The organism is Natronotalea proteinilytica (genome assembly GCF_055379935.1).
Genome location: NZ_AP043947.1, coordinates 1,088,357 through 1,108,822, shown reverse-complemented (window position 1 = coordinate 1,108,822; position 20,466 = coordinate 1,088,357). Strand labels below are relative to the sequence as shown.

The 20,466-nt window shown below is 58.0% G+C and carries 15 protein-coding genes; 7 read left to right on the top strand and 8 right to left on the bottom strand.

Translation table 11 applies throughout. The features are described from left to right. Window positions 1-168: 168 nt before the first annotated feature. The 4 genes from ACZ5AL_RS04595 (at window position 169) to ACZ5AL_RS04580 (ending at window position 5,061) form a co-directional block, all read left to right on the top strand. Complete coding sequence (locus ACZ5AL_RS04595; protein ID WP_464512484.1) at window positions 169-1,707, top strand: helix-turn-helix domain-containing protein; 1,539 nt, start codon at window positions 169-171, stop codon at window positions 1,705-1,707. Window positions 1,708-2,012: 305 nt separating this feature from the next. Continuing rightward, a complete protein-coding gene (locus ACZ5AL_RS04590) occupies window positions 2,013-2,303 on the top strand; it encodes a co-chaperone GroES (protein WP_464512483.1) in 291 nt (96 codons plus the stop codon). A gap of 67 nt (window positions 2,304-2,370) precedes the next feature. Continuing rightward, window positions 2,371-3,996, top strand: a complete 1,626-nt coding sequence (gene groL / locus ACZ5AL_RS04585) for a chaperonin GroEL (RefSeq protein ID WP_464512482.1) — start codon at window positions 2,371-2,373, stop codon at window positions 3,994-3,996. Window positions 3,997-4,230: 234 nt separating this feature from the next. Then, window positions 4,231-5,061, top strand: coding sequence for an SDR family oxidoreductase (locus ACZ5AL_RS04580; RefSeq protein ID WP_464512480.1), 831 nt, complete (start codon window positions 4,231-4,233; stop codon window positions 5,059-5,061). A gap of 157 nt (window positions 5,062-5,218) precedes the next feature. Here the strand turns inward: ACZ5AL_RS04580 and ACZ5AL_RS04575 are convergent, their stop codons facing one another. After that, a complete protein-coding gene (locus ACZ5AL_RS04575; RefSeq protein ID WP_464512479.1) occupies window positions 5,219-7,276 on the bottom strand; it encodes a heavy metal translocating P-type ATPase in 2,058 nt (685 codons plus the stop codon). A 169-nt stretch (window positions 7,277-7,445) separates the two neighbouring features. Between ACZ5AL_RS04575 and ACZ5AL_RS04570 the strand changes: the two genes are divergently transcribed. Beyond that, a complete protein-coding gene (locus ACZ5AL_RS04570; protein WP_464512478.1) occupies window positions 7,446-7,871 on the top strand; it encodes a septal ring lytic transglycosylase RlpA family protein in 426 nt (141 codons plus the stop codon). 52 nt (window positions 7,872-7,923) lie between these two features. After that, a complete protein-coding gene (locus ACZ5AL_RS04565) occupies window positions 7,924-8,328 on the top strand; it encodes a septal ring lytic transglycosylase RlpA family protein (protein WP_464512476.1) in 405 nt (134 codons plus the stop codon). A 218-nt stretch (window positions 8,329-8,546) separates the two neighbouring features. Here the strand turns inward: ACZ5AL_RS04565 and ACZ5AL_RS04560 are convergent, their stop codons facing one another. Then, window positions 8,547-9,143 carry a ribonuclease HII gene (locus ACZ5AL_RS04560; RefSeq protein ID WP_464512475.1) on the bottom strand — a complete coding sequence of 199 codons (597 nt, stop codon included), beginning with the start codon at window positions 9,141-9,143 and terminating at the stop codon, window positions 8,547-8,549. A 269-nt stretch (window positions 9,144-9,412) separates the two neighbouring features. On the opposite strand from ACZ5AL_RS04560, the gene ACZ5AL_RS04555 reads away from it, so the two are divergent. Next, on the top strand, window positions 9,413-10,186 hold the full coding sequence (locus ACZ5AL_RS04555; protein ID WP_464512474.1) for a pirin family protein: 774 nt from the start codon (window positions 9,413-9,415) through the stop codon (window positions 10,184-10,186). A gap of 14 nt (window positions 10,187-10,200) precedes the next feature. Here ACZ5AL_RS04555 and ACZ5AL_RS04550 read toward each other — a convergent pair whose 3' ends face one another. The 6 genes from ACZ5AL_RS04550 to ACZ5AL_RS04525 all read right to left on the bottom strand — a co-directional run bounded on the left by ACZ5AL_RS04550 (window position 10,201) and on the right by ACZ5AL_RS04525 (window position 20,464). Continuing rightward, window positions 10,201-11,130, bottom strand: coding sequence for a hypothetical protein (locus ACZ5AL_RS04550; protein ID WP_464512472.1), 930 nt, complete (start codon window positions 11,128-11,130; stop codon window positions 10,201-10,203). Between the two features lie 174 nt (window positions 11,131-11,304). Continuing rightward, entirely contained in the window at window positions 11,305-12,279 is a 975-nt protein-coding gene (locus tag ACZ5AL_RS04545; RefSeq protein ID WP_464512471.1) for a hypothetical protein, read from the bottom strand. A 23-nt stretch (window positions 12,280-12,302) separates the two neighbouring features. After that, window positions 12,303-13,862: a DUF6850 family outer membrane beta-barrel protein gene (locus tag ACZ5AL_RS04540; protein WP_464512470.1), complete on the bottom strand. Its 1,560-nt coding sequence runs from the start codon at window positions 13,860-13,862 to the stop codon at window positions 12,303-12,305. A 118-nt stretch (window positions 13,863-13,980) separates the two neighbouring features. Next, on the bottom strand, window positions 13,981-15,192 hold the full coding sequence (locus ACZ5AL_RS04535; RefSeq protein WP_464512468.1) for a DUF4876 domain-containing protein: 1,212 nt from the start codon (window positions 15,190-15,192) through the stop codon (window positions 13,981-13,983). A gap of 32 nt (window positions 15,193-15,224) precedes the next feature. Continuing rightward, window positions 15,225-17,984: a TonB-dependent receptor gene (locus ACZ5AL_RS04530; RefSeq protein WP_464512467.1), complete on the bottom strand. Its 2,760-nt coding sequence runs from the start codon at window positions 17,982-17,984 to the stop codon at window positions 15,225-15,227. Between the two features lie 437 nt (window positions 17,985-18,421). Continuing rightward, a complete protein-coding gene (locus tag ACZ5AL_RS04525) occupies window positions 18,422-20,464 on the bottom strand; it encodes a S9 family peptidase (RefSeq protein ID WP_464512466.1) in 2,043 nt (680 codons plus the stop codon). Window positions 20,465-20,466 lie beyond the last annotated feature (2 nt).

Sequence of the window (20,466 nt, the reverse complement as noted above, 5' to 3'; positions counted from 1 at the left end):
TGAATGCACTACCATGTATATGAACTGCGAAACTACCTGTCAAGCGAAATTTCGCTACCAGAGGATATTATCAGGTCCACTTTTGGAGCATTCACAGCTGCTTAAAGAAACTTCGCTAGCAGCGAATAATTGGATCCGGCGCTTCTGCCCACCAATCCTGCTGCCTCCATGGCCATTCGTCCTGAAAACCTGCGCTTCATTCTTGGTCTGAAGCTGCGTACGCTGCGGCAAGAGGAAAACGCCTCGCTGCGAGAAATCTCGGAGCGCTCGGGCCTGTCGATGTCGTATCTAAGCGAGATCGAGAAAGGCAAGAAGTATCCAAACCCAGACAAGCTGCTCGCGCTCGCCGAGGCGTTCGATGTGCCGTACGACGACCTTGTGTCGCTCAACGTAGACGATAAGCTGGACCCGCTCAAAGAGATGTTCAGCTCGTCGTTTATCCAGGAGTTTCCGTTTGAGCTGTTCGGGCTCGCCCCGCACGATGTGTTTTCGCTGGTGTCGGACGCGCCCTCGCGAGCAGGCGCGCTCATCCGTACGTTCTTAGAGGTCGGGCGCACCTACGACATGCAGGTCGAGCACTTCCTGTTTGCTGCGCTGCGCTCCTACCAGCAGTTGCACAACAACTACTTCCCCGACCTGGAAGCTGAAGCCAACGCCCTCCGCGACGCCCACGACTGGGCACCGGGCACGGCTATTTCTCACGATACGCTGCGCGCCGTCCTCGAAAACGACCATGGCTACACCATCAACCTCGACCGGCTGCCCGATCACCCCGATCTGCATCCTTTCCGATCAGTGTACGTGCCCGAGGCGGGCCCCACGCTCTATGTAAACGGCGACCTGATGCCCATTCAGCGTGCGTTTATCTATGCCCGCGAGCTCGGTTACCTGACCCTCGAAGCCGACGAGCGCGCCCGCACCTCCTCGTGGATTCGCGCCGAGTCGTTCGAGCAGGTCCTCAACAACTTCAAAGCCTCCTACGTCGCCGGAGCGCTGCTTATCGATGAACCGTCACTGCTGCACGCCCTGCACGACTGGTTCGACATGCCCGCGTGGGACGAAGGCGCGGCACTGCATGCGCAGATGGAGCGGTTCGAGGCCACGCCCGAAATGTTCTACTACCGTCTTACCCAACTCATCCCGCACCACTTCGACCTCGATGCGTTTTTCTTCCTGCGCTTCCACCACGAACAGGGCTCGCCCGACTACCACCTCACAAAGATTCTGAACCTGTCAGGCATCCCCGTACCCCACGGCATTGGCCTACGCGAACACTACTGTCAGCGGTGGCCCGCCATTCAACTGCTCAAAGACCTTTCCGCCGCGCAGTCCAATGGCGCGCACCCCCACGACCCCGAAGTGGCGCCACCCACGATTCGAGCACAACGGTCGTATTTCCTGAACACCGATGCCGAGTTCTTCACCCTCTCCACCGCCCGCCCGCTGGCCCTGAAGCCCACCACCAACTCCTGCGTATCCATCGGCTTTCTGCTTGACGATACGTTCCGATCGCAGGTCCGCTTTGCGAACGACCCCGCCGTAGAACGCATGACGGTAAATCTTACGTGCGAGCGTTGCCCACTCACCGCCGATCAATGTCAGGAGCGCGTTGCCCCTCCTACCCTCCACAAAAAGGATCAGCGCGAACAGCGACAAATCAAAGCGCTACAGGCCCTCACCGAAGAAACACGCACTGCTCACGAATAATCAGAAGGATGAACCCGACAATTTGTCCTTCGCTACCTAGCCGCTGCGCTCTCCGAAATGAGAATGCCACGGTGACAGGGCATTCTGGCAGCACGCATATCTATCCGAGTCCTTCCGTCCTGCCACCCTGACTGCCGCCGGTCCTCACGCCCCTCTTTGTGTGCAGTTTCTGCAAATCAAAACGGTTCATTTCACATTGGTACTTGGATTGCTTTGCGGGCAATTTGAAGTGCTGCAGGCCGAGTTTGTGTTTTGGCCGCTTTGCACAAACCATGTACCTCTACAAATAATCACCCCGTATCCCTATGTCCAAGTTCAAACCCCTGGGCGACCGCGTCGCGATTCGTCCAATTCCTGCCGATGAACAAACTGCAAGCGGACTGTTTATTCCCGATACCGCCAAAGAAAAGCCGCAGCAAGGCACCGTTATCGCTGTAGGCCCCGGCCGCACTGAAGATGGCAAACACGTTGAAATGAGTGTACACGAAGGCGACCGCGTGCTCTACGGCAAGTACGCCGGCACCGATGTCATGATTGGCGACGACGAGTTGCTCATCATGAAAGAGTCTGACCTCCTGGGTCGTCTCACTGATTAGCGAAGGGTACCACGCGGTCCTCTCCAGAGATTTCCCCAACCCACAACATACCATATATCAAACTCCTATGTCGAAGCAAATCGTTTTTGACACCACGGCCCGCAATGCATTGAAGCGTGGCGTAGATACCCTTGCCAACGCGGTAAAGGTTACCCTTGGCCCAAAAGGCCGCAACGTACTCATTGAGAAGTCCTTTGGTGCTCCGACCGTCACGAAAGACGGCGTCACCGTCGCCAAAGAAATTGAACTTGAAGATCGCCTCGAAAACATCGGCGCGCAGATGCTCAAAGAAGTCGCCTCACAGACTTCTGACATCGCGGGCGATGGGACCACTACAGCCACCGTGCTTGCCCAAGCCATCATGACGCAGGGGCTGCGTAGCGTAACCGCCGGCTCCAACCCGATGGATCTGAAGCGCGGAATTAACCAGGCTGTGCAGGCTGTGGTGGCGGAACTCGGCGCGCTTAGCCGCGAGGTGGACGGCAAGCAAGACATCAGTCAGGTCGCTACGATCTCAGCCAATAACGACACTGCTATTGGCGAACTTATTGCAGATGCGTTTGAGCGCGTCGGCAAAGACGGCGTCATTACGGTAGAGGAAGCAAAGGGCCTCGACACCGAACTGGACGTCGTGGAAGGCATGCAGTTCGACCGCGGCTACCTGTCGCCCTACTTCGTGACCGACTCCGATAACATGGTCGCGAACCTCGAAGACGCGCGGATTCTGATCCACGATAAGAAGATCGCGTCGATGAACGACCTGCTTCCGATTCTGGAGAAGGTCGCGCAGACGAGCAATCCGTTGCTCATCATCGCGGAGAACATCGAAGGCGAAGCCCTCGCCACGCTCGTGGTGAATAAACTGCGTGGCACGCTGAAAGTGGCTGCAGTGAAAGCGCCTGGCTTTGGTGATCGCCGCAAGGCCATGCTCGAAGACCTGGCGGTCCTCACCGGCGGCACCGTTATCAGTGAGGAGAAAGGCTACCGTCTTGAAAACGCCACGCTCAACGATCTCGGCCAAGCCAGCCGTATCACAATTGACAAAGACACGACAACGGTTGTGGATGGCGCGGGTGAAGAGGTCCAGATCAAGGCACGGGTAAACCAAATCCGTCAGCAGGTCGAGAACGCGACCTCAGACTACGACCGCGACAAGCTGCAAGAGCGTCTTGCGAAGCTCTCCGGTGGCGTAGCGGTGCTGAAAGTGGGTGCAGCGACCGAACCGGAGTTGAAAGAGAAGAAAGCCCGCGTTGAGGATGCGCTCCACGCCACGCGTGCGGCCATCGAAGAAGGCGTACTGCCCGGAGGCGGTGTGGCTTACCTCCGTGCCTTGCACGCTCTCGACACTCTCGACGTAGAGAACCAGGATCAGAAGATTGGGATCTCGATCGTGCGCCGCGCCCTCGAAGAGCCGCTCCGCCAGATTGCCTCGAACGCCGGCCTTGAGGGCTCACTCGTCGTGGAGCACGTGAAAGAAGGCGAAGGTGACTTCGGCTACAACGCGCGCACCGACATCTACGGCCCGCTGCTTGAGCAGGGCGTTCTCGACCCGACGAAGGTTGCGCGTAGTGCGCTTGAGAATGCGGCCTCGATTGCCGGATTGCTCCTCACCACCGAATCGGTCATTGCCAGCCGTCCGTCGAAGAACAAAGGCAGCAACGGCATGCCTGACATGAGCGACATGGACTTTTAGGTGCCTGTCGTGGCTGCTTAGGGATTAGATCGTTAACGGGACGCTTCCTTCAGGGGGCGTCCCGTTTTTTTGTGTCCAGGGCAGAGAGAAGTTGAATAGATTATGTGCTCATCTATGCTTGACAGGATCAGAGCGTCACTTGATAGTAGCAAACGTTGAACTCTGGTACCGAGACAAAAATTCTTCAATGCTGTTTTACAAGCGTCAACGTAACGTTTTCATGTTTGAAACGCTATGCTGATAGCGTCATTAGAGGCCTTTCATCAGAAAGCAGCACCCATGAAAGTTCTAATTACGGGCGGTACCGGTACGCTTGGCAGTGCATTTGTGGATGCAGCGAGAGGCAAAGTAGACTCCATACGAATCTTAAGTCGTAGACCTCAGCCGGATGATGCTGGTCGAGGCATAGCGTGGAGCGAAGGCAATATATCAACTGGTGATGGAATCAACGATGCTGTAAACGGAGTGAATGTTGTCGTGCATGCAGCGACAAGCCCTGGACGACGATCAAAAAAGGTAGACGTTGGTGGAACGAAACGTATGCTTAAGGCAGCTGAGAAAGCTGGCGTAGATCTCTTCTTGTACCCCTCAATCGTAGGTATTGAGGATATACCGTTTAGCTATTACCGTCACAAATTGTTGGCGGAGCAGGCGATTAAAGAAGCTGATGTTCCGCATGCTATCCTTCGAGCGACGCAATTTCATTCGCTGGTGTACCAGCTGATTGCAGCCGCCATGCGTTTCCCACTCATTACATTCTTACCGACGGATTTTCAAGCACAGCCTGTCGATTCCCGAGAGGTCGCCAATCAAATCGTAGAACATCTTCAGGCGGGAGATACGGGTCGATTGCCTGAGTTTGGAGGGCCCGAAATTAGCACCCTCCGCTATTTTTCAGATCAGTGGATGGAGCTAAAACAGAAGTCTAAAAGCATCTTTCGGCTTCCATTTCCGGGAGAAGTGGCTCGTGCATTTCGAAATGGGAAGAACATCACCCCCGAAAATCGAAAGGGTATCGTTACTTGGAAGGAGTGGCTACAAAGGAAAGAAGGAGAAACAGTATAGGGCTTCGTCACACTGAATGGTATGAGCCAACCTTTTCATCGCGAGGAGGGCACTTGCGGCTGACGTGGCGCTGTGAGCGGTAGCGAACGAACACTTTCTCGCTGTGGCCAAGGCGTTTTGCTTCGCTCGTAATGACACGGCCCCGAAACTCATCGCGCTACGCATCAGGCGATTGGCGGAGCAGGCGTGAGGAGTTCGCCAGAATGCCCAGGTCGGGAATCGAATGCATGGCAGCTGCCAGAACAGGGGGAAGAGCACCGCCGGCTGCTGCGGACAACGCAACCACGTTGTAAACAGCGGTCAGCATCAGATTGCTTTTAACGACGCCCATGGCACGGTCGGCGGTGGTGCAGAGCATGGGTACGAGAGCCCAGTCTTCACGCATAAGTACGACATCAGCCGCTTCAATGGCTACATCGGTGCCAATGCCGCCCATCGCAATGCCCACATCGGCTTGTGCCAGAGCCGGCGCATCGTTGACGCCGTCGCCAATCATCACGACGGTGTGCCCGGCGGCCTGGTGCGCCCGTACGGCCTCAATCTTATCAGTAGGAAGTAACTCGGCTTGGTACGATACGCCGGTGCGCTCGGCGACAGCGGCAGCGGCGGCAGGGCGGTCGCCTGTGAGGATTTCGATGTGATCAAAACGATCCCGCAATGCTTGCAGAGCCGACACGGCGCCGGCTCGCTCGGCATCGGCGGCGAGGAGCCAGCCGGCCAGGGTGCCATCCACCTGCACATACAGCGGAGTTTGGTCGGTCGGAAGGTCGGGCAGGTCAGCGGTGGCGGCAAGGTTGGCGTTACCCACCACCACTGTGCGCGCCTCCACCTGCGCGCGGATGCCGCGTCCGGGGAGGGCCTCGAAGTCGCTGGGCGTAGATGCGGTGAGGCCGCGTGCATGGGCGGCGTGTCGCACAGCTGCAGCCAGCGGATGCTCGGAGTAGTGCTCGGCTCCAGCAGCCAGGCGCAGCAGTTCGTCCTCAGCGTATCCGTTACGCGGTACCACCTCGGTGATCTGCGGCTCGCCCAGCGTGAGCGTGCCGGTCTTGTCAATCAGAAGCACATCGGCCTGGGCCAGTCGCTCAAGGTATTTGCCGCCCTTGATGAGAAGACCGCGCTGTGCCGAGGTGCCAATGGCGGCCAGCATGGCAACGGGCGTAGCCAGCGCAAATGCACACGAGCACGCCACCACGAGCACAGCCACCGTGGCCATAACGCTCCCGCCAATGAGATACGTACCGGTTGCTACCACCGCGACAAACGGCAAGTAATATCCCGAAAACTGATCGGCCCAGCGTTGCATGCGGCCCTGATGGGCCTCGGCCTCCTCAACCATCTGCACGACGCGTCCGAACGTGGTATCGGTGCCGGTGTCTTCGGCCCGGATGCGCAAATGGCCGCCCTGGGCTACGGTGGCGGCAAACACGGAGGCGCCCTCGGTGGCCTCTACGGGCATACTCTCGCCCGTGATGGCCGCCTGGTTGATGGTGGCATGTCCGCCAATCACGGTGCCATCGACGGGGATCGTTTCGCCGGGGCGTACCACAACGGTATCGCCAGGACGTACGGCCTCAACAGAGATGGTGCGCTCTGCATCTCCCCGAATAACGCGCGCTTCTTGCGGAGCCTGGCGCATGAGCGAACGCAGGGCGCCACGAGCCCGGTTGGTGGTGAACGACTCTACGTAATCGCCCAACCGCATAAAAATGACAATGATGAGTGCTGTGACCCACTCTCCGGTGGCCAATGCGCCGATAACGCCCACGGTCATGAGCGTGTGGGCAATGACGTTTCGATTCCAGGTCGCTGCGGCCACTTTTTTGAACACGGGGTAGCCCAGCGCCAGTGTGCCCAACCAGCCGAGGGGAGCCGGAATGGTGTCTTCGATCCAGTGAAACACGCCGAGTCCGTGGCCAAGCACAGCCAGCGCGAGTACAACAGCCGCCACCCCGGCTAACAGCCCGAACGAGCGACGCGTGTGCGATTGAGTCACTTCAGGCGTATCTGCAGAGGCCACTTCGTACCCCGCGCGTGTAATGGCGGATTCGACATTGGCCCAGGGATCCCGGCCCGTTTCGGCATCGACAACAATTTTGCCGCTCAACAGACGCACCTGGGCCCCTGCAACACCATCAACCTGTTGGACCGCTCCTTCCACGCTCCGTGCACATCCGGCACAATCCATGCCCTGCACGGCTAACTCACGACGTGTCATGAAGATCAGGGTTGTGATTGAGTAATTCGGATTGTAAAATACGAATGTCCTGGCGTGGTAGTTGCGTGTTCGTTTGATTGACTTGGTTGACTCGGACGGGTGCTCAATGTCCAGCCTATGTTCGGCACGCCCTGGCACTTTTTGTTTTTGGTCACCGCTGGTATTGTGTATGCCTGTTTCTATTCGTGTTGTCTTGATGGCCGGTCTGCTGCTTGTTACAACGGCCTGCACCGCACCGCCCTCTGAGGTGGCCGAGACACCTGATGGCATTGCCAGCTTTTACGGCGATGAGTTTGCCGGGCGCACCACGGCCAACGGCGAAACCTATGACCCTGAGGCGTTGACGGCAGCGCATCGCACACTCGACTTTGATACGGAGGTGCGCGTTACACGCGTCGATACAGGGGCTTCGGTAGTTGTGCGCATCAACGACCGGGGGCCGTTTGTGGATGGGCGCGTGATTGACTTGTCGCGTCGTGCAGCCCGCGAGATCAACATGATCGATGATGGCCTTGCCGAGGTGACGCTGGAAATCGTGAACGGTAGCAACGACCAGGACGCATCTTCGACCAACGGCGGCGCTTCTTCGTGGTAGCTACCCACGCGCGCTGTTTCTATCCTTCGTTTCTCTAAACTGGATGTCACGCATGAACCATCTGATTCGCCTCTTTTGGGGGGCTGCACTCGCGCTGGTTGTAACCGCAGGGCTTGGCGCCTCTGCCGTGTATGCCCAAACATCGCCCGATACGCTTCGCACCACTGGACAGGCCAGCTATTATGCGGATGACCTGGCTGGCAACCCCACCGCGAGCGGGCAACCCTACGATCCGGATGCCCTCACGGCGTCGCACCGCACGCTTCCGTTTGGCACCTATGTAAAGGTGACGCGCCCTTTCACAGAAGATACCGTCACCGTCATGATCAACGATCGCGGTCCCCAGAAAGAGGAGCGTATCCTTGACCTCTCGCGCAGCGCTGCCGAAGCGCTGAACATGATCGACGCGGGCGTGGCAGAGATCGAAATCGAAATTGTAGACGGGCCGGATGAGTAGCGGTGGGTAACGCTCTGTTCGTGAAGGGTTACAAACTCTAGAAAGGATTTGTATCGGGTAGAGATCTGATCTGACAGGTCTTGAGTACGTGTTTAGCGTGGTTCAATGGCCGCCCGGGATATCCGCTTCGCTCCTGATCCCGGGCTACAGAACGGCACGAGATGAGTCAAACCCATAGCCGGGGACCGCTTGCGTTCCCGGCGATCTATGGCCCAAACTCACCCGCTACGCGACAGCTTAAACGACTGCCGGTGATACGGGGTCGTGCCATGGGTATCCAGCGCAGCGTAATGGGCTTTGGTGGGATACCCCACATTGCTGTCCCACCCGTACTCGGGATGCTCCTCGTGCAGCGCGTGCATCATCGCATCGCGTTCGGTCTTGGCAATGATGGACGCCGCGGCAATAGAAAGGCTGGTGGCATCTCCCTTTACAACTGCCTCGTGCGGACACGGCGGGTCGTTGAAAGATTTATTGCCGTCAATGAGCAGATAGTCGGGGCGGGGCACGCAGTCGTCGGTGGCGCGCTGCATGGCCCGGAGCGCCGCCTGTAGGATATTCCAACGGTCAATTTCTTCGGGCGAGCAGATACCTACTGCCACGGCAACGGCCTGCTCCTCGATGGCTGCACGGGCGGTTATACGCTTTTTCGCAGAGAGCTTTTTGCTATCGGTTACCGTGGGCAGCGACACATCATGCGGCAAAATCACCGCGGCCGCCACCACCGGACCAGCCAAGCAGCCGCGTCCGGCCTCATCCAACCCGGCGATGCGTGAATATCCAGCGTTCCATAGCGCATGTTCTTTGTCGAGCATTACACAGTAGACAGATTCGGGCAAAAGATGGATATGCAGGGTACGAGTTGAAAAGGGGGCTGTCCAGCACCGCGTCTTAGTTTGCCAGAAAGTTCGAGTGCGGTGCTGGGGGCGTGTCGCACCTGTCGCAAATACCTCCCTTCAAGTCATTCCGATCCAGAACAAGAATTACGTAACCAACACGCAACAGGCTCCACACAAGGAATCCACCCCTCCTTTTGTGTGTTGCAACACAAGAAATCATACGCTCTGCTCGCCCCCGTACTGCTATGTCCACAACCACCGCCTCCAACACGCCCACCATTCGCCTGCGCCGCAGCGACGAGCGCGGGTTTGAGGACATGGGCTGGACCGATAACTGGATGACGTTCTCTTTCGCCAACTACCACGACCCCGAGTGGGTGCACTTTGGCCCGCTGCGCGTCATAGTGGAGAACCACATCCAGCCCCACGAAGGCTTTGGCGCGCATCCACATCGCGATGCCGAGATCCTGACGTACGTATCCTCGGGCACACTCACCCACGGCGACGACCAGGGCCACACCGCCGAGGTGAACGCGGGCGAGATGCAGCTCATCAGCGCCGGAAGCCGCGGCATGATCCACTCCGAAGAAAACCTGCACGACACCGTCGAGCACAACTACCAGATGTGGTTTGTGCCTGATCGCGCGGGGACCGACTTCTACTATGGACAAAAGAAGTATACGCCCGCCGAGCGTCAAGGGCAGTTTCGGTGCTACGTCTCGCCTGATGGACGCGAAGGCACAATGCCGATTAACACGGATGCGTTCGTATATGCCGGGCTCTTTGCTCCGGGCGACACCGCCACGCATCCGCTTGACGCCGGACGCGGCGCCTGGGTGCAGGTGGTTGAGGGCGAACTCACCATAGAAACCAGCCCCGACACCCTCAACACCCTCACCCTTCACTCCGGCGACGGCGTGGGCCTTACCCACATCGACGCGCTCAACCTCGCTGCTACAGCCGACAGCGAAGTGCTTCTGTTTGATGTCCGTATGGACGTACCGCGTCTTTGGACGTAGCGGCCAACCAGCGCTTACGGATGAGAATCGACATGCTCAAGCTGCTCCCAGATGTCTTCTTCCCAGTAGGCGGTACGCAGGGTTTCTACCAGACTCATCTCAAACTCGACATCTTCGCCGCGCACACGTAAAAGCGTGCGATCGTCTGTAGTGCTGCGCCAGTACGTCATTTCAGACACATCCATCGCCGTCACCAGACCGGGGACGGCGTCTTCGAACTCCACAGCGATCCGCTCGCCTTCTTCTTCGAGATGCTCCAGAGATACTGTTTCGGTCGCTTCACGGGTGGCGGTGGCACGGACAAACGAGCCATCGTCTCGCATTACGTGGAAGACATGCTCGTCGTTATCATCGAACGCAAGGGCACGCATCACAACCGGCAGTTGAGCTGGGGTATAGGCGCCCATCTGGTAATTGAAGGTGCGATCGGTGTTGCCATAATCATCACTGCGCATCATAAACGAAGCGCTTCCCGACGCATCCACCGCTAACTCGCGATAGATGTTCGAACACCAATCGTAACTGGTAAATGATTCTTTGAATGGACGCAAATCGGACTGCCGGGCGTTGACCACGAAGTTCTGTTTGCGTTCGTATGACCCCGCGTCGATTTCCTGAAACAGGCTATACTTAAACGCCGCCTCGCCATCCATCTCTCCAACCGCTTTGGTTTGATCGGCCACGCTGTAGTCATGCTTGACCAGGTAGCTTCCCACCATGAAAGACTGCGACACGCCCTCTTCGTATTGCGTGTGGTTGCGTTCGACATGATAAAAGGCCATCTCGGCATTTCCATCATCCCACATCGTTGCCGTTAGAAAGTCCTCATCCACAATCGGATCGCCATCAGGCGACTGCATCGGGCCTAGATCGTCATTTCCGGCACAGCCTGCCACGACGATCGCCGCTGAAAGAAGAAGGAGCAACACGGTTCGGTGTAGCATGGGGCTGAAGGAGATAGATGAGTGCGAGTGCATAGATGACAGTAAACCCCGCTCGACGTATAAGAGGTTCACCAGTTCTATTTCTGTGCAGCGCGGATTGCCGGGTTACATTCTCTCACAGATCAATGTTGAGGCAGTGGTTCTCCCTTTCAAGCGCTATCATCTTTGAGTGGTTTACTCTGTGCCTGGACGGCGTGGGTCAAGCTCAGGTTTGTCACGGTACCATTCACGCAGTAGTTCAACCGGCTGCAGTGTGTCGTTCTCTTCCTTGTGATGGGCACGCCGCTCACGATACAGGTTCAGAATTTCCATGGCCCGATGGTGGATCGTAGAGTCTGGCTCGGCAGGCACGTACCCTTCCGGCACGGCATACGTGAACCGGCTTGTTTCCGCCTCTGCTGTAGGAATGTGGAAGAAGTCACGCTCAACGAATGTGTCTTCCTCTTCCCCAGTTCGTGCCGCTTCCACGAAAAACGTAACGGCATGCTCGGGATATCCAAACAGGTATCCGTATCCGCGGAAGCGGTCGAGCGATGCCTCATGCTCTACGGTTGTGATAATTGTTGCTGGATCTGCATTCGGCGTAAAGGCCCACTGGCCCCAGAAGGGCGACTCATCTTCCAGTGTGCGTCCCAAAGTGCGCTGATCCACAAGAAGCGCCTGCACGGTGCGGTTTCCCTCGCGTGTTGCGTTGAACGGAACGACGACGGTTTGGACTGCCCCGCAGGAGAGCGCATCGGCCACCCGGTGCAGTTGGTCTGCATCGTTATAGGCTGCTTGCGCTGCCTCCCCCTTCATCGCATCTCGCACGCCTGCTACTACCGAGTCGGGACGTGCCAGGGCAAATCGTTTCTGCACCAGCGTACTCATCGGTTTCAAGTCGCCCACAAGCGTGTACAGAGCCTGGTAGTTGACGGCATCCCGCATAAGCGAGTCGGCCAGTGCACGATCGTCATCGTTTAACTGTTCTACAGGAAAGCAAGGCTCCTCTTGCCACGATGCAGTCTCCTCTTGCGCGAGGTCTGGGCTGATGGATGCACAGCCTGTCAGCAGGAACGTCGTAACGATTGCTCCAATGAGCAACGAAACACGAATAGGGCCAGACGAGGTGTGCATAGTAATGATGCGCATGGTAAAAGACGTTTTCATAAAGTAGAAAATTAGATAGATGGTTATCGCCCAAGCACGTGCAGCGTGATGCGGAGTGCACGGCGTGATGCTTCGATGGGGGCTTGTGCCCGGCTGTAGTCGCCCGTCACCGACAGCCGGAGCCGGTCCGAGTCGGCGCCTGAAGAACGCCACCCAATGCCCATGTGCATCCGCGTAGCCCATCGAGCCGTGCTGTAGTAGGCGTAGTCCGGGTAGACAATCTCGGAGGTCAGACGCGTGGGAGACTGTGCTGCATAGCGGTGGGCAACCGGTTGATAGTACCCAACCTGTGGCTGAACACGAGCCACGAATGAAGAGGTTATCTGATGCTGTATCCATCCCCGAACCGTTGTCTGCAGAGCTGTTGCAGCCCACTCCGTCTGGCTCACGACGTCCCGGCGCAGCACCTCATCGCCCCGGATCGCCGCTCCAATGCCCCAGCTGGCCTGCGCGCGCCGTTCGCCAGGCCACAGAGAGGCTTCAAGTTGCAGGTGAGCATCCTCCGATATCACATTGACCGCACGAAACACCGGATCGGTCCCACGCCCTTCCCACCAGCCGGCGTCGGCGCGCAGCTGCACAGATAGTGCCGAGCGGCTGCGTTGTGCCGCTCCGCTGAACTGGAACTCCTGCACGTTGTGACGGCCCCCAAAAGCAGGAGCCCGGATTCCATCCTGCACCTCGTCTTCTCCGGTCGTGTAGGTGATGCCCGCATCCCACTGCCACGCAGACGCAGCGCCTGCATATTGCACGGATCCTCCGTAGCGTGGGCCCGACGTTCTGCGTTCCCCGCGTACGATCTGAGCACGGTCGAACGTGCCATAGCCTCTGAGACGATACACAAACGGGTCGTCGGTCGTAAACAACCCGTACTCATTCTCTTCCATTTGCCAGCGCAGCACGGCTTGCGCTCCAACTTCGTGCTGCGCCCCCAAACCAACGGATACCCCCGGCTGCACGTCTACCGTGCGTGTTCGATACTGCGGGCGGGGGTCGTTACGCCGGGCGCCTTGCCCTACGCTGTACTGGATGCGCACCCCGCCGTAAACGCGATCGAGTAGCTTGGGGGACGCGAATGCAGCCTCCAGGTCGACGTGGTTGCGATACCACGCGCCTCCGATAGAGTCAGCCCACACGTAGGCGCGGCGGTCGTGCGGATCCGAAATGGCCGACCACTCTACCCGCCGGTCGTTGCGACGCGTGTACGCAAACGCGCCGTAGACCTGCCATCCCGAGAGCGTAGCCGTGCCTTCTGATTGCAGTTGTCCCAGTTGCAGGCCCGACGGATGTTGTGGACGATGAAGCGGGCCGTCTATATCGGCAAACGAGAGGCCCGCCCATCCTTGATCCGGGAGCACAGCGGAAGCGAGTCCGGCCGGGTTTTTCGTTGCCCGCCAGAGGCCTACGTCGGCATCCAGGGGCGCGCCGTATCGCTCGAAGTGAGGGACTGATGTTGGGCTATGCCACACTGCATCAGACACCGTCAGAGGCTGCGCACCGACCGGATGGGAAAGTCCAGCCGTCAGTGACAGCCCGCTTATCAGGAGAACGCATGCGAGTCCGATTTGAAAAGCAAAGCGCATGATGAACTACATAAACCACGTACAGAAAACAAGTACGCCCGGCGCATCTGCCTGAACATGCCCTGTAAAGGCGTGTCCGTGTATCAGGCGGGTGCACCGGGCGTGTTTTGCGAAGCGTTTAGTCGAAGCTACGCGGCGTAGGCGTACCAATGATCTCGAAGTCGCTCCCTGTGTTATTGGTGTTCTTCAGGATGCGACGTCCGTCGACTTCACGCTGCACCAGGCGTCGTGCACTCTCCGACGTGTACGTGCCCGATGCAGCAACGAACCCAGCATCTACATCCAACGGGAGGCGCTTGAAGTCGTCGCTTGTTGGGGTCTGCAGCGCTTCGAACCCATCAAGGATCAGCTCATTCGGCACGCGAATTCGCGGATCCAGAAAATCGAGGTCAGGGACGGGTACCTGCTCCAGGCTACCGAAGTCATCGGTTTCGAAAAGCACCCAGGCCGGTCCAAAAACAGGAACGAGCGAGTAGAATCCTCCGGTGAAGTACGTCCGCTCCATGGTAGAAACGCCCGCCACATCAATATCCTGCTCGCGCCCGGTGTACATCTCGAAGTCCGCATCGCCAAGATTAACAGGGCTAGCCGGATTTCCGTCTGGATCATCAGCATGGTCGATAGCATGCTGCGCAATCACGAGGCTCTCGCCCGGCTCAACCGGAACGTCGGTTCCACCTCCTGGCACGCGCCACACGTTGCTGGCGTATGCTGCATCCTGGTCATCTTGAAACGGCGTAGGCTCGGTATTGGGGTTGATCTGGCCCGACGCTCCGTATATGCTGGCTACGTAAAGCCCATCGGCGTAGAGCAGCTCATCGGTGTTGTTGTAGATCTCGATGAACTGGTCCCGAAAATAGGTATCGCCTTCAGGCGTTTCTGAGCCGGTGTAGTAAACCTCCTTGATAACGAACGTGCCCGCTGCGGCTACATTGAGCTGTAGCTCGATTGCTTCCGAGGGCGTGCCCTCCAGGTTCTGAAGCGGAAGATTCGCGTTGAGCGTACGTGGAGCGGGCGACCCCGTCAGGTCGGCTGCGCGCTCCCCTTCTATCGAAAGGGTGGCCGAAAAGGCATATGGGCCAGGCACCAGTTCTTCAAACGTCGCGACTCCTGCAGCGTTGGTTTCCGCCGTCTGTGTCTCTTCGCGCTCGTCGTTCGTAGCAGTAACGGTAACCCCCTCGGCTTCAGACACCGGGTAGTCGTCGGGGAATGTGACACGTACATCTACCTCAAACGGAGCAACCTCGTCCATCCCGCTGTCGCAGGCGGCGAGCCCAACAAGCAGCACGATGGCCAGAGCAAATGTGGAAAGTAGTTTCAGCTTGTGCATAGTGTATCGGGGACAATGTTGAAGAAAGAAAACTACAGACGAGCCACGAGTTCGACGCCGAAGAAAAGAGGCGGATTGCGGCGGCTCAGCCCTGTGGTGCGGTCTCGCTCATAGAGCGGACGATTCGCGAACACGTTGTTCGCAAAGAAAGACAGTTCAAGGTTGGCGGGCAGCGACTTAGAGAGCCGCATATTGAAGAGCCAGAGCGGTGGGGGGTCTTCGGTGCGATAGTACGAGTCGCTCCGCATCCGCTCCAGGTTGTCGTATTTCGGTGCAGCAGCCTCTTCTTGAGACAACGGCACGTAGTCCCCCTCGCGTGTGAGATAAGCGATTGGGCGGTCGTTTGTGTTAATGCGTTGCTCTCGATCCCACCACAGCGTCTGGGCGAGCATAGACACGACCAGCCCCACCTCAGGGACGCGGTGCACGAAGCGCAGGCTCGTCACCAGACGATCGCGTTCGGTGCCGTGGTTTTGGTAGACGCCGATGCGCTCAGGCGGCGGTTGGGTCCGAAACAGCGCATTGGTATCGACATCCTGCGCTCGGTCGTTAAACTGCGTCACCGTCCAGCCCCCGGTAACATGTAGTGAGGTGCGAAGGGTAGACCACTCGGGCAGGTCGGCAGTGAACTCAATGCCCCAGGAGTCAATGTCACGCGTAGCTTGCGGGGCGTGATACGCCCGCACAAGTGTGTCGGGCGGTGCTGAAGACTCGCTCACAACAGGGGGCGCTCCATCACGAAACTCATCGATATCGAAGTGATCAAGCGTGAACGTGATAGGCAGCAGTGTGAGGCCAAAAGCCCCTCCTGTTTGCTCGTTGAAGCCAGTTACCGAGAGATCTGCATTCCCAAGCGTTCCGGAAAGCCCGATTTCTGCTTTATCATTGGTGTAGGCCCGCATAGATGTGTTGTCAGGCTCTATCACACGGGTTGTCAGGATCAGCAGACGCTCTTCAGGTTCTTGCGGGTAGTAGTTGAAGTTAACCAGGTCGAAGTATCGCGGCCCCGGATACAAGAAGTTCATTGACGGCGCCTTGGCCATGCGTCCGTATCCTGCCTGCACGGCCCAGTCATCGACCACTTCGAGTTGTACGTTAAGACGCGGAGAGAGTAGCGCACCAAACCGTCCGCTGTGCAGCGATGTTGGCGAGATGTTGTCGTAGCGCAGCCCGGTATGCAGCGCAAACGGACGCCCAAGAAGCGATCCGTGCGTTGCCAGCTCAGCGTATGTTGACCAGATGGGCAGTCCCGGTACATCGCGGTAACTGCGCGGGCGATCGCCCATGGAGTAGTGCATACGGGGCGGACGTAGTGGGTCGAATTGCCGCCCGCGCCCATAGTTGTTACTGTAGCGCAACTCACTTCCGATCTGCGGCATGAGCACCCAATCCCCCGCGAAGGCAGTGTGTTCGGCTTCGAGGCGCGTATACACATCAAGCGGTTGGCCGTGTACAGTCACTTCGCTGAGATACGACAACGGCCCAAACTCTGCGCGCTGCGTGGTATCCACCCGCGCGTCGGAAAGCGGAAACACCCCTTGCTGCGTAACGCGCTCCTGTAAGTAGCCCTCTTGTTCGCTGTAGTCTACGCTGGCATCCCACGAGATTTCGGTGCGCCGTTGAGCGTCTGGATGCCAGTTTCCAGATAGGTGGGCGCGTATCCCTTGGTCAAGGCTGTACCGGATCCGGTCATATCGGTCATCATCGGGAGCACGGCGCCGCTCATCGAGGGTCCGGTGCCCGGAAAACCGCACGGTAGTTTGCAGACGCTCGTTATCTAACCACGACTGACTCCACGTGCTCTGCAGCGTTAGGCGCTCAAAACTGTCGCGAGTCTGTCGCGGATCGTTCTGAGACGCCGCCAGATTACCGGTTACGCTCAGCCCCGTACGACTTCCCGCCTCCCACCCAGCCGCTGTGCCCAGGTCAAGTGTCGTTGGGTTAGCGCGTAACCGGATCTCCGGGCGCATGGCGCCGGCCCGTGTGTTTACAAGCAGCATACCCGCCGTAAGGTCGCCATGGCGTGCAGATGGGATGCCCCGAATCACCTCGATAGACTCAATCTGATCTGGGGCTACGCGGCGCAGGTCAACGCCTCCTCCCGCTGTTGATGCAAAGGAGGGGCGGTCTGACGTAGCATCGCGCAGAGGCGTTGGTACATCAACCTGAAGGTTTGCGTTGTTAGATACAGGCGACCCATCTAATACAAGCGATGTACCCAGTGCATTGGCACGCGCCGCATCACCAGTGGTCGGCACCTGGCGCAGCAAGCTTTCTTGCGGGGAAGCCAGGCTCGGATTGCTCGCCAACTGGCCAGGCACAAGCTCCAGGAGGTCTGCCAGGCTTGACGCCTGTACATGCTCAATCGCCGAGCGGTCGATGCGCGAAGCCGTGCCTACCGCAGAGGAGCGTCCTATTTCCTGCGCGGTTACCACAACCCCCGCCGTTTGAAGCACTTCGCTGGTCATCTCAACGCGCACCTCTGTCGACTCCCCGGCTTGCACCGTGACGGTTCGGTTCACCGTAGCCATTCCAATGTGCCGGACTTCAAGCTCATAGGTACCTGCAGGAACGCGGGCAATGCAGAAATAGCCGTCCCCATCTACCACAGCGTGTCTGTTTAACGCAGTGAGATGCACCGTGGCGCTAACGAGGGGATCTCCGGTGTCGGCACCTACAACGTGGCCGCACACCTCGCCACGGTCAAGGCTCAGCGCCGAAACAGGAACGGCCTGTAGCAGGATACACAGCGCAAGCAAAATAAGACGGAACGGATGCAACGAGACGGCCACAGCACTACATTACGAGACGTTATCGGTACCACACACATACAATACACACACCGTACGTACACATTGCAAGTACGCACCGTTGAATAAGGAGTGCAGAAACCTTGAGGGTAGTGTGTATGCCGACAATGAAAAGGGGCGGTTTCTATGCCGGCCTTATCTCATATTCAATAACTTGAATAGTATCGACTTATCACAAAATCGAGAGGCGATCCATTAAGGTTAGCTTCCAAAATATAGCTCTGAACTTGCATACAAGACGTCTCGAAGAGATGTCGCCCACACTACATACACACCTTGCTTTTGCTGATTGTGATGTAGAAAAGTTTGCTGGATTATCCAGTGTTAGGCATGCAAATGCAAAGCGGCGAGCGCTTCGTAGAAGCACTCGCCGCCCTGAACTTTTTCAGACGCTCCAACACGTTCATCAGCCTGCTACCTCACCGATACCGCTCAAACCAGGCCAGAATATGATCGACCTTGGTAATCAGCTGACTGGGGCGGTCGGCGATGAAGTGGTAAGTATCGGGCACCTCTACATACAACGTTTCAATATCGCGCAGCTTCAGGGCATGGTACAACTGACGGGCCTCCCAGGTGGGGGTGCGCAGATCCTTCTCGCCAACAATCACCATGGTGGGGGTTTCCACATTGCCCACAAGCGAGATCGGCGACACATCCCAGTAATCCATCGGGTTCTCCCATGCCTGCCCCGGATACCGGTAGTCGGCATAGGCATAGTAATTGTCAGCGGCCAGCGTCTTGCTGATCCAGTTCATGACCGGCTTTTGCACCGCAGCCGCTTGGAACCGGTCGGTCTGTCCCACAATCCAGGCCGTGGCCGTGCCGCCGGCGCTTCCGCCTGTTACGTAGAGACTGTCTTCAGCTGCAATGCCTTCCTCGACGAGATAGTCTACCCCGTCGATGATGTCCTGATACTCGGCACCCGAGAAGGCATCTTGCAGTTCGTTAGCAAACGCTTCGCCGTAGCTGGTGCTGCCCCGAAAGTTGGGATAGAACACCGCGTATCCAGCAGAGGCAAACAGCTGGAGCTCGGGCGCAAAGTGCGGTCCATAGTGACTAATTGGGCCGCCGTGCAACTCCACAATGAGCGGATAGCTCTGTTCGCTGTCATATCCGGGCGGCGTGATCACCCATCCATGCAGGTCGTACTCATCGTCAGAAGAGCGGTACCAGACCTCCTCCACATTGCCCATCGCACGGCGCTCCATCAACTCGCCGTTCAGGTCAGTGAGCTGCTCAACGTCGCCGCTGGTGTGATGCGTGCGAGCCAGTTCGGCAGGTCGATAGAGCGAGCTCTGGTTGAACACGATCGTACCGTCGCTCGACACCGAGTACGCGGCGGATCCCGCATACGGACGCCCAATGTAGGTGCCACCCAGTCCCTCTGCAACCGGGGTGAGCGAGCCATCGAGTGTGGTATAGGCCAGCTTCGCATCGCCCTCGTTGGCGTATTGCAGATACAGGCCGTCTCCTTCTTCATCCCACGTGATATCGCTCACCGAGCGCTCCAGATCGAGCGGAACGGCTGTGCTGTTTTCGCCGTCGCGATCCATGGTGTACAGTTGGGTGTGCTGATACGTTTGCACCTGGTCGTCAAACCCGAGGTAGGCAATCGTTTCTCCATCGGGCGATACGGCGGGCGTATGGTTGGGACCAAAGCGGTCGGTAAGCGGCTCTACGGCACCGCTGTCGGCGGGCACCTGATACAGTTCGGTGTTACGGCGTTCATGCATCCAGTTGTCATGCCGGTTGGCGCTAAAGATGAGATGCTCGCCATCGGGCGTCCACACCGGTTGGCTGTCGTGGTGATATTCGCCCGATGTAACTTGCTGCACCGGACCGCTTTCCGCAGAAACCACAAACACGTGGCTGTACCCGTAATCCAGCGTGCCGGTGCCATCCAGCTCGTGGTCCAGGCGCGTTTCGATGCGCGGGGCATCGGCCCATTCGGCGTCTTCAGGCGCCTCGGGTGGATCAACGACTGTTGGCGCGTCCTCAGACACATGCTTCGTGAACGCGAGGTAGTCGCCATCAGGACTCCAGGCAATATTGCCCGGGCTCCCATCCAACTGCGTGTGCTGGACGGTCCGTTGATGATCTACATAATGCAGAAAGATCTGCGTGCCCTCGTCGTTGGTGGCGGCGGTAAACGCAATGTACGTCCCATCAGGCGACCAGCGCGGACTGGTTTCGTCGGTGCTGCGGTCGGTTAGTTTCACATGATTCGAGCCGTCGGCATCCATCATCCACAGCTCGGCGGTACGGCGGTCTTTCATGATATCCATGCCGCGCCGCACATACACGATCTGTTCGCCATCAGGGGAGATTTGCGGATCCGTAACCCATTCCAGATCAAACACATCCATAGAGCCAAAGGGCGTTTCTTGCGCCTCGGCTCCAAATGGAACGACCAGCAACAAACAAAGGACAGGAACGAGGAGTCGCAGACGATATCGCATGT

What these genes read in the sequence shown, in the direction of transcription:
- groL (WP_464512482.1), top strand. Translation starts at nt 2,371, where the DNA reads ATGTCGAAGCAAATCGTTTTTGACACCACGGCCCGCAATGCATTGAAG.
- ACZ5AL_RS04545 (WP_464512471.1), bottom strand. Translation starts at nt 12,279, where the DNA reads ATGAAAACGTCTTTTACCATGCGCATCATTACTATGCACACCTCGTCT.
- ACZ5AL_RS04590 (WP_464512483.1), top strand. Translation starts at nt 2,013, where the DNA reads ATGTCCAAGTTCAAACCCCTGGGCGACCGCGTCGCGATTCGTCCAATT.
- ACZ5AL_RS04560 (WP_464512475.1), bottom strand. Translation starts at nt 9,143, where the DNA reads ATGCTCGACAAAGAACATGCGCTATGGAACGCTGGATATTCACGCATC.
- ACZ5AL_RS04570 (WP_464512478.1), top strand. Translation starts at nt 7,446, where the DNA reads ATGCCTGTTTCTATTCGTGTTGTCTTGATGGCCGGTCTGCTGCTTGTT.
- ACZ5AL_RS04550 (WP_464512472.1), bottom strand. Translation starts at nt 11,130, where the DNA reads ATGCTACACCGAACCGTGTTGCTCCTTCTTCTTTCAGCGGCGATCGTC.
- ACZ5AL_RS04595 (WP_464512484.1), top strand. Translation starts at nt 169, where the DNA reads ATGGCCATTCGTCCTGAAAACCTGCGCTTCATTCTTGGTCTGAAGCTG.
- ACZ5AL_RS04540 (WP_464512470.1), bottom strand. Translation starts at nt 13,862, where the DNA reads ATGCGCTTTGCTTTTCAAATCGGACTCGCATGCGTTCTCCTGATAAGC.
- ACZ5AL_RS04575 (WP_464512479.1), bottom strand. Translation starts at nt 7,276, where the DNA reads ATGACACGTCGTGAGTTAGCCGTGCAGGGCATGGATTGTGCCGGATGT.
- ACZ5AL_RS04525 (WP_464512466.1), bottom strand. Translation starts at nt 20,464, where the DNA reads ATGCGATATCGTCTGCGACTCCTCGTTCCTGTCCTTTGTTTGTTGCTG.
- ACZ5AL_RS04565 (WP_464512476.1), top strand. Translation starts at nt 7,924, where the DNA reads ATGAACCATCTGATTCGCCTCTTTTGGGGGGCTGCACTCGCGCTGGTT.
- ACZ5AL_RS04555 (WP_464512474.1), top strand. Translation starts at nt 9,413, where the DNA reads ATGTCCACAACCACCGCCTCCAACACGCCCACCATTCGCCTGCGCCGC.
- ACZ5AL_RS04535 (WP_464512468.1), bottom strand. Translation starts at nt 15,192, where the DNA reads ATGCACAAGCTGAAACTACTTTCCACATTTGCTCTGGCCATCGTGCTG.
- ACZ5AL_RS04580 (WP_464512480.1), top strand. Translation starts at nt 4,231, where the DNA reads ATGCTGATAGCGTCATTAGAGGCCTTTCATCAGAAAGCAGCACCCATG.